The 12359-nt window shown below is 73.5% G+C and carries 11 protein-coding genes; 7 read left to right on the top strand and 4 right to left on the bottom strand.

From position 1 onward, the window contains the following. Positions 1–446 (top strand): substrate-binding domain-containing protein (locus Q6969_RS07715; RefSeq protein ID WP_317229910.1); only part of this gene is annotated, 446 nt, incomplete at its 5' end. Here Q6969_RS07715 and Q6969_RS07710 read toward each other — a convergent pair. The 3 genes from Q6969_RS07710 to Q6969_RS07700 all read right to left on the bottom strand — a co-directional run bounded on the left by Q6969_RS07710 (position 443) and on the right by Q6969_RS07700 (position 4240). Then, entirely contained in the window at positions 443–1507 is a 1065-nt protein-coding gene (locus Q6969_RS07710; RefSeq protein ID WP_317229909.1) for a LacI family DNA-binding transcriptional regulator, read from the bottom strand. The two genes, Q6969_RS07715 and Q6969_RS07710, sit on opposite strands and share 4 nt — an antisense overlap. A gap of 48 nt (positions 1508–1555) precedes the next feature. Beyond that, entirely contained in the window at positions 1556–2812 is a 1257-nt protein-coding gene (locus tag Q6969_RS07705) for a Gfo/Idh/MocA family oxidoreductase (protein ID WP_317229908.1), read from the bottom strand. Positions 2813–2971: 159 nt separating this feature from the next. Beyond that, positions 2972–4240: a glycoside hydrolase family 27 protein gene (locus tag Q6969_RS07700; protein ID WP_317229907.1), complete on the bottom strand. Its 1269-nt coding sequence runs from the start codon at positions 4238–4240 to the stop codon at positions 2972–2974. Between the two features lie 122 nt (positions 4241–4362). Here Q6969_RS07700 and Q6969_RS07695 point away from each other — a divergent pair, with 122 nt between their 5' ends. Further along, positions 4363–5379 carry a substrate-binding domain-containing protein gene (locus Q6969_RS07695; protein WP_317229906.1) on the top strand — a complete coding sequence of 339 codons (1017 nt, stop codon included), beginning with the start codon at positions 4363–4365 and terminating at the stop codon, positions 5377–5379. A gap of 26 nt (positions 5380–5405) precedes the next feature. On the opposite strand, the gene Q6969_RS07690 is transcribed toward Q6969_RS07695, so the two are convergent. After that, positions 5406–7646, bottom strand: a complete 2241-nt coding sequence (locus tag Q6969_RS07690; protein ID WP_317229905.1) for an alpha-galactosidase — start codon at positions 7644–7646, stop codon at positions 5406–5408. Between the two features lie 202 nt (positions 7647–7848). Here Q6969_RS07690 and Q6969_RS07685 point away from each other — a divergent pair, with 202 nt between their 5' ends. The 5 genes from Q6969_RS07685 to Q6969_RS07665 all read left to right on the top strand — a co-directional run. Then, positions 7849–8823, top strand: coding sequence for a sugar ABC transporter permease (locus tag Q6969_RS07685; RefSeq protein ID WP_317229904.1), 975 nt, complete (start codon positions 7849–7851; stop codon positions 8821–8823). A gap of 8 nt (positions 8824–8831) precedes the next feature. Then, the gene (locus tag Q6969_RS07680; protein WP_317229903.1) at positions 8832–9797 is read left to right on the top strand and encodes a carbohydrate ABC transporter permease; all 966 of its coding nucleotides are present in this window, start codon (positions 8832–8834) and stop codon (positions 9795–9797) included. An 11-nt stretch (positions 9798–9808) separates the two neighbouring features. Further along, positions 9809–11197, top strand: coding sequence for a sugar ABC transporter substrate-binding protein (locus Q6969_RS07675; RefSeq protein ID WP_317229902.1), 1389 nt, complete (start codon positions 9809–9811; stop codon positions 11195–11197). A gap of 92 nt (positions 11198–11289) precedes the next feature. Next, complete coding sequence (locus Q6969_RS07670; RefSeq protein WP_104291315.1) at positions 11290–12090, top strand: NAD(P)-dependent oxidoreductase; 801 nt, start codon at positions 11290–11292, stop codon at positions 12088–12090. Between the two features lie 75 nt (positions 12091–12165). Next, on the top strand, positions 12166–12359 hold a 194-nt coding region (locus tag Q6969_RS07665), incomplete at its 3' end, for a hypothetical protein (protein WP_317229901.1).

The raw sequence follows: 12359 nt of genomic DNA, 5'->3' as shown, positions 1-12359 counted from the left end.
CCGCGCTGCGGCTGCGCGGCGCGGAGGAGGCCCTCGCCGCCGCCGGCATCGCCCCCGACCCGCGCCTCCGGGTGGATCCCGGCCCCTGGCACCGCGAGAGCGGCGCCGCCGCGACGGCGCGGCTCCTCGACGCGGGGGTTCCGTTCGACGCCGTGTTCGGCTTCAACGACTCGATCGCGCTCGGCGCCCAGTGGATGCTGCAGGAGCGCGGCGTCCGCGTGCCCGAGGACGTGGCGGTCGCGGGCCTCGACGACACGGAGGACTCCCGCTTCGCCCAGCCGCCGCTCACCACGGTGTCGCCCGGACGCCGCGCCATCGCCCGCCGCGCGGTCGCGATGCTCGCCGAGCGCATCGAGCACGGCGCCGACGCGGGCCCGTTCCGCAGCGAGACGATGGGCTTCGAGCTGATCGTCCGCGGGTCGACCGTGGCGCGCGGCGCGCGCTAGCGGGCGGCGGGCGCCGGTGCGCCCGGTGCGGTCCCGGTACCGGCCTCGACCGGCGCCGCGCATCCGCACGACCTGCCGACGACCAGCGTCGGGGTGAACGACGCGTGGTGCGGGGCGCGCTCGGGGTCCGGCGCGACGATCCGCGCCACGGCCTCCTCCGCCATCTCGTCGACCGGCTGGCGCACGACCGTCAGCCGCGGCGTCGCGTACTCGGCCTCGTCGGTGCCGTCGAAGGACACGACGGCGACGTCCTCGGGCACGCGGAGGCCCAGCTCGCCGAGCGCGCGGAGGGCGCCGACGGCCTGCATGTCGGAGCTCGCGAACAGGGCGGTCGGCCGGTCGGCGCCGCCGAAGAGGCGCATCGCGCCGCGGTATCCGCCGGCGCGCGTGAAGGGCTCGCGGGCGAGGGGCCCGTCCGGCAGGCCCGCGGCGCGCGTCGCGTCCAGCCAGCCGTGCTCGCGGACCTCGCCCTCGGGTCCGCCGACGATCAGCGCGATCCGCGCGTGGCCGTGCTCCACGAGGTGCGCGACGCCGACCCGGGCGCCCTCGCGGGCGTCGACGCCCACGGTCTCGATCCCCTCGAACGCGTCGAAGGCGTTGAGGAGGACGACCGGGGCGCCGAGGGAGGCGAGGTCGTCGGCGAGGCTGCTGCGCTGGGCCGTGCTGACGATGATGCCGTCCACCTGCCGTGCGGTGAGCGAGCGCATCAGGGTCCGCTCCCGTCGCGGGTCGCTGCCGCTGTCCACGAGCAGCACCGCGTGGCCGCGCCGGGCCGCGGCGCGCTCGACGGCGACCGCCAGCTCCGCGAAGAGGGGGTTGCCGATCTCCGGCACGACGAGGCCGAGCATCTGCGTGCTGCCGGTGCGGAGGGCCCGGGCGCTCGCGTTCGGCCGGTAGCCGAGGACGCGGATCGCCTCGCTGACCCGGGCCGCGGTCGCGACCGCGACCGGCCGGGGACCGCCGTTGACGACGTAGCTGACCACCGCCGTGGAGACGCCCGCGTACCGGGCGACGTCGGCCCGGGTGACCTGGCCGCGGGGGCGGGGGGAGGGGGACGGCATGCGCCTCGCTCCTCCCGCCCGGCCGGTCGGCGGGATCCTCAGGGGATCCTATTCCGCGGTTCCCGCCGCGGCCGCCGGTGCGGCGTCCGCCGGTGCGTCGCCGAAGTCCCGCACGTCGAGGCGCTCGCCGCCCTGGAGGGCGGAGCGGTGCGCGACGATGCCCGGCATCGTGTAGCGCGCCGCGACCCACGCGTTCACCGGAGGCAGCGTGCCGTCCACGACCGCGCGCACGAAGTCGTCCACCAGGAAGTGGTGGCTGCCCTCGTGCCCGCTCGGGACGCCGTGGTAGACCGCCGGCAGGCGGTCCTCGTCGTGCACGGGCGCGTAGCCGGAGACGAAGGCCTCCCGCAGCTCGGGCGCGATGTGGGCGAGCGAGGGGTCGTCGAGCGGCATGCTCGGCCGGGTGGTGAGCTCCTCCGAGATGTCGGTCACCTCCTGCTTGTCCTGCCAGACGCTCACGGTCGCGATCTGCTCGAGGCTCGCCTCGGTGCCGAAGTAGCGGAAGCGCGACTCCCGGATCTGCGACGGGTAGCCCACGCGGCGCATCTCGTTGATCCGCATGACGCCGCCGTCGTCGAGCTCGAACAGCGCGGTGGCGTTGGAGAAGTCGTTGCCGAACTGGCTCACCTCGCGGTCGAAGACCCCGTCGCCGCGGTCGTCGCGCACGCCGATGCAGCTGACGCTGACCGCGTGGCCGGGGATGGCGCCGAGGACGCCGCCGATGGAGTGCGTCGGGTAGTGCATGGGCGGGTAGCTGGCGGTGCGCTTCCAGTCGGCGCCGCCGCTGTACTGGTACGCCGCGTAGAAGCCGAGGTCCATGTCGTGGACGTAGTCGCCCTCGGCGTAGAAGATCCGGCCGAATGCGCCCTCGGCGACCTTCTTGCGGGCGAAGACGGTGGCGGGGTTGTAGTAGCTCGTCTCGCCCATCATGTAGGTGAGCCCGGTCTCGCGCACCGCGTCGATGATCTCGGCGATCTCCTCCTCGGAGACGGCCATGGGCACCGCGGAGTAGACGTGCTTGCCGGCGCGGAGGGCGCGCACGACGAGCGGCCCGTGCGTCCAGCGCTGCGTGAACAGGGCGACCGCGTCGACGTCGGACTCGAGGAGCGCGTCGAACGACGCGACGGCGCCGTCGAGCCCCTCGCGGGCGACGAGCTCCTCCGCGCGCTCGGGGAGCAGGTCCGTGATGAGGACCCGGTCGACGTCGGGGTGGATCCTGAAGAGCTTGGCGAACTGCCCGGCGAACTGCCCGGCGCCGACGATCCCGAGGGAGAGCATGGACGGCCTTTCGGTGGTGAGCGTCATCGCTCGGTGGGTGCGGGAGGCGCCGGCCGCGTGGAGCCCGGCTGCGGCGCCTCCCCAGTGTGACGGGCGCGGTCTACTCGTGTAAACCCCTGATTTGCGCCCTGGTGATCAATAGGCAGCGGCCCAACCCTTGCGCGCTGCTATTCGAGTAGACCGAGATCAGGCGGCGTCGAAGCGGAGGATGCGGGATCCGTGGCCCGGCACGTCGAGCACGAGCGCGTCGCCGTCCGCCGTCACGGGCGATCCCGTCCACACGTCGGTCCAGGTGCCGGCCTCCCCGGGCCGCACGCCGACCGAGGACACGGGCACGCGGTGCTCCGTGCCCGCGTCGCCCAGGTGGAACACGGCCGCGTAGCGCGCGTCCGCGTCCGTCGCCACGGCCGTCCAGACGACCAGGTCGCCCTCGCGGACGACCTCGCGGTTGTCCTCGGAGCGCTGCAGGATCCGGATCACGTCCGGCACGGTCAGCAGCGCGATCGTCTCCGGGCGGCTCCGCGGGAGGTCGCCGCCGTACATGAGGGGCGACCTCGACATGATCCACAGGCTCATGAGGGTGCGCTGCTCCTCGAGCGTCAGCCGGCTGTCGCGGTCCTCGCCGCGCTCCGCCCGGATCCCGATGCGCCCGAGCGGCAGCATGTCGGCGTCCGCCCACCCGCCGGCGCGCTGGAACGGGGCCCAGCGGGCCATGCGCGCGAACTGGTCGTGCACGTCGCTCCACCGGTCCCACAGGTCGTCGGACACGCGCCACATCGCGGCCGAGGCGCGCAGGTGGTCGAGGTGCGCCGTGGACAGGTGCGTGCCGGGGGAGAGGCTCAGCGCGATGTCGCGCCCGCTCCGCTCGATGGCCCGGTGGTACGCGGCGATCTCGCGGTGGTGGTACGGGCTGAGCATGTCGTCGGCCTTCACCAGGTCGACGCCCCACGCGGCGAACTGGGCCAGCTGCCCGTCGTAGTAGGCCTGCGCGTCGGGGTGGTCGTGGTCGAGGCCGTAGTTGTCGGGGTTCCAGGCGCAGACGGAGGAGGTGTCCGCGATGCCGGACGCCGTGCTGCCGGTCCCCTCCACGGGGAGGTCGCGCTGCACGGCCAGCCGCGGGATCCCTCGCATGATGTGGATGCCGAACCGCAGCCCCAGGTCGTGGACGGCCCGGGCCAGCGGCCCGAAGCCCGCCCCGCCGGCTGCGGACGGGAAGCGGTTGACGGCCGGCATCTGCCGGCCGAAGCCGTCCAGCTCGACGGGCGGGTCCTCGTTGTAGCCGCCCGCGCGCGCCGTCGGCTCGTACCACTGGATGTCGACGACCACGGTGTCCCAGCCGAAGGGGAGGAGGTGCTCGGCCATGAAGCGCGCGTTGGCCAGGACCTCCTCCTCCGTCACGGTCGTGCCGTAGCTGTCCCAGCTGTTCCATCCCATGGGGGGAGTGAGGGCGGTCATGGGTGTCCTTCCGTCGTGCGGGTGGTCGGGATGCGGGGAATGCGGGGGATGCGGGAGGCCGCGGGACGCGGGGAGCCCCCGCGGGCCGGTCGGCGGGAGAGCGCTCCCGCTACTGTCGGAGCATGAGCGAGCCGCGACGCGCCAAGCAGCCCGGCCTCGCCGACGTCGCGCGGCTCGCGGGGGTCTCGAACGCCACCGCGTCGCGGGCGCTCAACGGCAGCCCGCAGGTGAGCGCGCGGCGGCGCGCCGCGGTCATGCGCGCGGTCGACGAGCTGGGCTACCGGCCGAACGAGGCCGCGCGGGCGCTGGTCAGCGGCCGGAACCGGCTCGTCGGCGTGCTCGCGGAGGACACGACGCGGTACGGCTTCGCCTCCACCATCCAGGGCATCCAGGAGGCCGCCATCGCGCACGGCCTCCTCGTGACCGTCGCCGTCGTGCGCACCGGGCACGCGGACGACGCGCGCGAGGCCGTCGACCTGCTGCTGCGGCTGCCGCTCGCCGGCGTGGTCGGGATCGAGTTCGACAGCCCGGTCAGCCGCGCGCTCGAGCTCCTGCCCGCCGACCTGCCCGTGGCGTCGGCCACGCTCATGGGCACGCACCTGTCGGGCGTGCCGCACGCGCACATCGACGACGAGGTCGGGGCGCGGCTCGCGACCCAGCACCTGCTCGACCTCGGCCATGCGACCGTGCACCACCTCAGCGTCGACCACCCCTCGGGTTCCGGGCGCGGGCGCACCCGCGCGTACCTCGAGACGCTCGCCCGGGCGGGCGCCCGCGCCCCCGAGGTGGCCATGACGGGGTGGCACCCGCTGCAGGCGCACGACGCGACCCAGCGGGCGCTCGACGACGGGGTGACGGCGCTGTTCTGCTTCAACGACGACATCGCGCTGGGGTCCCTGCGGGCCCTCGCCGAGCGCGGGGTCCGCGTCCCGGAGGACGTGAGCGTCGTCGGCTTCGACGACGCGACCTACGCGCAGGTCCTGTCGCCCGCCCTCACGAGCGTGCGGATGGACTTCCGCGGCCTCGGCCGCGCGGTGCTCGAGCAGCTCGTGGCGCGGATCGAGGGGACGCCCGCCCCGCCCGAGGTGGACCTGCCCGCGCGGCTCATCGTGCGCGAGAGCACCGCGCCGCCCCGCTGACGGAGCCCGTCGGGGGCGGCGCCGACTCATGCGCGCCGCACGCGGTACATGCGCGCGGAGGCGACGCCCGGGGCGGCGTCGCCCGAGTCCAAGCGGAGGCCCTCCGCGGTGCGGCGCGCGGACCACTCGGCGCCGATCCCCTGCGGCGGGTAGACCTGGACGACGTCCACGGGCGCATCGCCCAGGTGCGGCAGGGCGAGGTCCACGACGCGGTCGGCGTGCGCCTGGCGCCAGGCGATCACGTAGGTGTCGGGGGAGTCGGCGACGTCGAACGCCACCGTCGTCCACGCGTCGTCCCAGGACGGGAGGCCGGTGGGGAAGCGCGGCGTGGAGGCCGCGAGGTCGTGCCGCGTCTCCTTGTGCACCCGCACGGCGTCGGCGACGAGGTCGAGCCCGTGGTCGTCCATCCCGCTCAGCACGCCCGCCTGGTAGAGGCGCCCGGCGAGCCCGGTGCACTCCGTGAAGACGACCATCTCGTCGTCCATGTCGGGCTGCGGGTAGGCCCAGTTGCCGGCCTGCTCGGGGAGGATGTGCGCGAGCGCGCCCACCGCGATCATCGGGTAGAGCAGCGGGTCCTGCTGGTCCGAGGTGGACTGCATCTGGAGCACCCGCAGCATGGCGGCGTCCGACCGCATGGCGCCCGATCCGCAGTTCTCGAGGATGAGGTCGGGGTGCCGGTCGAGCACGTCGGAGAGCCAGGTCAGCAGGGCGCGGTTGTGCTCGAGGAGCCCGGCGCCCACGGAGGGCGCGTCGAGGTCGGTCCCGGCGCCGGGCGTGACGTTGTAGTCCAGCTTGAAGAACCCGACGCCGAGCTCGCCCACCAGCCGGTCGACGGCCTCGTCGAGGTGCGCGCGGGCCTCCGGCGAGCGGAGGTCGAGCAGGTACCGGGCGTTCTCGACGACGCGGACGCCGCCGCGCTGCAGGAACGCGGAGTCGGGGAGCGTGCGGGCGGCCCGGCTCTCGAGCCCGACCACCTCGGGCTCGAGCCAGAGCCCGGCGACCATGCCGTGCGCGCGGATCCGGTCGAGCACCGACGGCAGGCCGGAGGGGAACCGGGCTGTCGAGGGCTGCCAGTCGCCGACGCTCGCCCACCATCCGGCGGTGTCGTCGTACCAGCCCGCGTCGATGCAGAAGACCTCGGCGCCCACGCGCGCGGCGGCGTCGATCAGCGGCAGCAGCTTCCCCTCGGTGGGGTCGCCCTCGAGCGTGTTCATGTAGTCGTTGAAGACCACGGGGAGCGCGTCGCCCGCCGCGTGGGGGCGACGGTTCGCCCGGCGGTGCGCGGCGAGGGCGCCGAGCGCGTCGTCGAGGGATCCGGCCGCGGTGAAGGAGACCGGGACCGTGGTGAACGAGGTCGACCCGTCGAGCACGACCGACCACTGGTGCAGCGCGTCCGTCGGGCCGAGCACGGCGACGTACGCGCCGTCGCGGGAGCGGTCGGCGCGCGGCGGGCCGAAGGGCGTCTCGCTGAACAGGCGGTCCTCGAGGGGCACGCCGCCGTGGCCCCAGTCGGGGTCCTCGCCGAGCTCGAACGCCCAGGCGCCGTTGTGCTCGACCTGCCAGGCGAGCGTGCGGCCGGTGCGGCGGTCCTGCGCGGCTCCCGCGGGGTTGGCGACGCCGGAGGACCAGGTGCTGAGGCTCGACACGGCGAGCCGGTTGCGGCTGGTCTCGCCCCGCGCCGTGCGGTCGATCGCGACGAGGCCGGGCGAGCGCAGCGGACGGGAGGTCCACCGGTTCTCGGAGCACCAGCCGCTGTCGGCCCACCACAGGTCGACGTCGTTCGGGGAGTCGGACACGACCGCGCCCGTGGCGAGGCTGGTGACGGACCACACGGGCAGCGGCGCGTGGCCCGGCTCGACCGCGAGCGTGGTGGTGGTGCGGACGGCGGGCACGCCCGCGTGCGCCTCGAGGACCGTCGTCGCGACGAGGCCGGACGCCGCGTGCCGCTGCACGATCTCGAGCCGGTCGACGCCGTCGCGGGACGTGGCGGAGGAGTCGACGAGGCGGAGGCCCGCCCCGAGCGCGGTGCCGTCGTAGCGGTAGCTGTTGTTCAGCCGGCCCCAGGCGGGGGAGAGCACCTCGACGAGCGGCTGGCGGGGCGTCGACCGGTCGGCGCGCTCGCCGTCGGCGCCGACCCCGGTGCCGCCGTCGGGTCCGTCCACCGCGACGAGGCGCACCGGCCCGTCGGGATCGTGCTCGAAGGCGAGGGCGAGGCCGCCGCCCTCCCACTCGATCCGGGTGGTCGGGGCGGTGTCGATGACGGTCACGAGGGCTCCGTTGCGCTTCGTCGGGCAGGTGTCAGGAGCGACCCTAGCCCGGCTCGGGCACCGAATGGAAGCGTTTCCATTCGTTACCGTCTCGTTACCCGAGCGCGTTGTGCCCCTCGTCGCCGGTGGTCACACTGAGGGCGGCGAGGGCCCCCACCGGCCGCGCCGCCCGCGATGGAGCGGGATGGACGAAGGAGTCTCGATGGCACTCTCCGTGAACGCCCGGAGCGCGGATCCCGCGCCGGCGGCGGTCCCCCTCACCACCGGCCTGCGGCCGCCCTCGCGCGGCGCACCGCCCCGCCGCGGGCGACGGCGGGACGACACCCGCCTCGCCGCGCTGTTCCTCATCCCGGCCTCCGTGGGGCTCGTGGTCTTCTACTTCTGGCCCCTGCTGCGCGGCATCTGGCTGAGCTTCACGTCGTGGGACCTGCTGTCCCCGGCTCGCTTCATCGGCATCGAGAACTACCAGCGCATGCTCGCCGACCCGGTCTTCTGGAACGCGGCCCGCGTCACGATCTACTACGTCGTGCTCAACATCGGGTTCCAGACCGTGATCGCGCTCGGCATCGCCGTGCTCATGCAGCGGCTGACGCAGTCGACGCTGCTGCGCGGCGTGATCCTCGCGCCCTACCTCGTCTCGAACGTGGTCGCGGCCCTGGTGTTCCTCTGGATCCTCGACTTCCAGCTCGGCATCGGGAACCAGCTGCTCGAGTGGATCGGCCTCGACCGCATCGGCTTCTTCACGACCGAGGCGTGGGTCATCCCCACCATCGCCGGCGTGAACGTCTGGCGGCACATGGGCTACACGGCGCTCCTGATCTTCGCCGGCCTGCAGGCCATCCCCGCCAACTACTACGAGGCCGCCCGGGTCGACGGCGCGAGCGAGTTCCGCATGTTCCGCGGGATCACGATGCCGCTGCTCCGCCCGGTGCTCGGCCTCGTGCTGATCATCTCGGTGATCGGCTCGTTCCAGGTCTTCGACACCGTCTCGGTGACGACCAACGGCGGACCGGTCGACTCGTCCCGGCTGCTGCAGGTCTACATCTACGACAAGGCGTTCGCGCAGTTCGACTTCGGCTACGCCTCGACGCTGAGCGTCGCGATGCTGATCATCCTGGTCATCGTCACCTACTTCCAGTACCGCCTCACGCGCGCCGGCCAGTCCGACCTGAACTAGGAGACGTCATGACCCAGCTGCAGAGCCCTCCCACGGCGCGTCCCCGTCCCGACGGCGCCGACGCCCCGCCCCGCGCGCCCCGCCCGGCCCGCCCCCGCCGACCCGTCCCCTGGGGCCGCATCGCCGCGTGGGTGGTGATGGGCCTCCTCATCCTCGCCACGGTGTTCCCCTTCTACTGGATCCTCCGCACGGCGCTGTCGAGCAACGGCGCCCTCTACGGCAACGCCACCTCGCTCCTGCCCGTCGACTTCACCTGGAACGGCTTCCTCCGCGTCTTCGGCCTCCAGTCGGTCGACGACGCGATCGCCGACGGCGGATCGGGCGCGAGGCTCGACTTCTGGCGCTACCTCGGCAACTCCGTGGTCGTCTCCACCACCGTCACGGTGTGCCAGGTGTTCTTCTCCGCCATGGCCGCCTACGCGTTCTCGCGCCTCGTCTGGCGGGGACGGGACTTCGTGTTCGGGTTCTTCCTGCTGTCCCTCATGGTCCCCGTGATCTTCACGCTGCTGCCGAACTTCCTGCTCGTGAAGCAGCTGGGCCTCATCGACAGCCTGCTCGGCATCATGCTGCCGTCGCTGTTCATGACGCCGTTCGCGATCTTCTTCCTGCGGCAGTTCTTCCTCAACGTGCCCAAGGAGGTCGAGGAGGCGGCGCTGGTGGACGGCGCGAGCAAGCTGGCGATCTTCTTCAAGGTGATCATCCCCATGTCGGCGGCGCCCATCGCGACGGTGAGCATCCTCACCTACATGACCAGCTGGAACGACTACTTCTGGCCGCTCATGGTCAGCTACACGGACGACTCGCGCGTGCTGACGGTCGCGCTCGGCGCCTTCAAGTCGCAGAGCCCGCAGGGCGGGCCGGACTGGTCGGGGCTCATGGCCGCGACCCTCGTGGCGGCGCTGCCGATGATCGTGCTGTTCGGGGTCTTCGCCAAGCGCATCGTCAACAACATCGGCTTCAACGGCATCAAGTGAGGACCACGACCATGTCGACGACGACATCCCGCGCCCCCCGTCCGGCCCGAGCGCGCCGCCGGCTGCGGAGGCTCGCCGCCGCCGCGGTCGCGGCCGCCTCCTTCGCGGCCCTCACCGGCTGCGCCGCAGCCCCCGGCGCCGCGGCCGGCACCACCGCGGTCGACTACTGGCTGTGGGAGTCCCTGCAGCTGCCCGGCTACGAGAAGTGCGCCACCGCCTTCGAGGCGGAGAACCCCGACATCGACATCCGCATCACGCAGTACGGGTGGGGCGACTACTGGCAGAAGCTCACCGCGGGACTCGTCGCGGGCGCCGGCCCCGACGTGTTCACGGACCACCTCACCAAGTACCCCGAGTTCGTCAGCCGCGGGGTGATCCTGCCGCTCGACGACTTCGCGGCGACCGCCGACCTCGATCCCGCCGACTACCAGGAGGGCCTCGCCGAGCTGTGGGTGGGCCAGGACGGCAAGCAGTACGGGTCGCCGAAGGACTTCGACACCATCGCGCTGTTCTACGACGAGGCGGTGCTGGCCGAGGCGGGCATGACGCCCGCCGACCTCCAGGGCCTCACCTGGAACCCCGAGGACGGCGGCACCTTCGAGCAGGTCATCGCGCACCTGACGGTCGACGCGAACGGCGTCCGCGGCGACGAGGAGGGCTTCGACCCCGACGACGTCGTCACCTACGGGCTCGGGTCCAACGGCGCGGGCGACACCAACGGCCAGACCCAGTGGTCGTGGCTCGCCGGCGCGACCGGGTGGGAGTTCACCAACGCGCCCGTCTGGGGCGACCGGTACAACTACGACGACCCGCGCTTCAAGGACTCCATCGCGTGGCTGTTCGGCCTCGTCGACAAGGGCTACCTGCCGTCGTACGAGCGCGTCGGCACGGCGCCGAACCTCGTGCAGCAGCTCGGCTCCGGCCAGGCGGCCCTCGTCGCGGACGGCTCGTGGACCATCTCGAGCTACGCGCGCCTTCAGGGCGTCGACCTCGGCATCGCCAGCGTGCCCATCGGCCCGATCGGGCACCCCGTCTCCATGTACAACGGGCTCGGCGACTCCATCAGCGCGCAGACGGACGCCCCCGAGGAGTCGGCCCGCTGGGTCGCCTTCCTCGGCTCGGACGCCTGCCAGACCATCGTCGGCGAGGAGGGCGTCATCTTCCCGGCGCGCCCCGCCGGCACCGAGGCGGCCATCGAGGCCTTCGCCGACAAGGGGTTCGACGTGAAGCCGTTCACCGACCTCGTCGACGCGGGCGACACGATCCTGTTCCCCGTCACGAACAACGCGGCGGAGATCCTGTCGATCATGAAGCCCGTCATGGACAGCATCTACATCGGCAGCGAGCCGGTCGACTCCCTCGACCAGGTGAACGAGCGGGTCAACCGGCTGTTCGAGTGAGGCGACCGGCCCTTCTCGCGCGGCCGTCCGTCCCGGAGGATGGGAGGACGGCCGCGCGGGCGCGGCGCTTTCCGACGACGAGGGGATCCGACATGGGCACGATCACGATCACGGGAGGATCCGGCCGGATCGCGACGAGCATCCGTCCCCTCCTCCGCGCCGCCGGGCACGAGCTGCGGCTGCTCGACGTGGTGGAGCCGCCCACGCCGCTCGAGGCGGGGGAGACCTCCGCCATCGTGGACATGACCGACGTCGACGCGTGCACGGAGGCGTTCCGCGGATCCGACCTGGTGGTGCACCTCGCGGCGCACGCGGCCGAGCGCCCGTGGGAGGCGATCCAGGCGGTCAACAACGACGGCGCCCACGCCGTGCACGAGGCGGTGGTGCGGGCGGGCGTCCCGCGGATCCTCGCGGCGAGCTCCGTCCACGCGGTCGGCTTCCTGCCCGCCGTCGACGCGGCGCGCGAGGACGTGCCCGCACCGCGACCCGACACCTTCTACGGCCTGAGCAAGGTGCTGCTCGAGGGGCTCGGCAGCCTCTACGCCGACCGGAACGGGCACGTGGTCGTGAGCGTCCGGATCATGACCGCCGAGCCCGAGCCGTCGCAGGCCCGCAGCGTCTCCACCTGGCTCTCCCCGGGCGACGCCGCCCGGCTGGTGGAGGCGGCTCTCCGCCTCGACGAGCCCGGCCACCGCATCGTGTGGGGCGTCTCCCGGAACACGCGCCGCTGGGTCTCGCTCGCGGCGGGCGAGGCGATGGGCTACCACCCGGAGGACGACGCCGAGGTCTTCGCGCACCGCTTCCCGGAGCTGGGCGAGGACACGTCTCCGCCCGCGGGCGTGCTCATCGGCTCGATCTTCACGACGGTCGAGCTCGGCTCCGACATGGGGTGACGGCGTCCGGGCGCCCTGGTGCGCCCGCGCCGGGGGCGGGAGGATCGCCCCGACGACCACGACAGGGGGAGCCGGATGCTGGGCACGGGAGGATGGCTCGCGGCCGCCGTCGCGGAGGCGCGCGCTCGCCGGGACAGGACGGAGGCCGGGCGGGCGCCGGTGGACGCCCGCGGCGACCGGGCGGATGCGTTCGACGCCGGCGCGACCCCGCTCCCCGGATACGCGCCGCTCGCGCACCCGGAGCGTCCGCTCCGCTGGTGGCGGAGCGG

The organism is Clavibacter sp. MX14-G9D, assembly GCF_032917815.1.
GTDB lineage: Bacteria > Actinomycetota > Actinomycetes > Actinomycetales > Microbacteriaceae > Clavibacter > Clavibacter michiganensis_K.
This window is presented reverse-complemented; position numbering and strand designations above follow the sequence as displayed.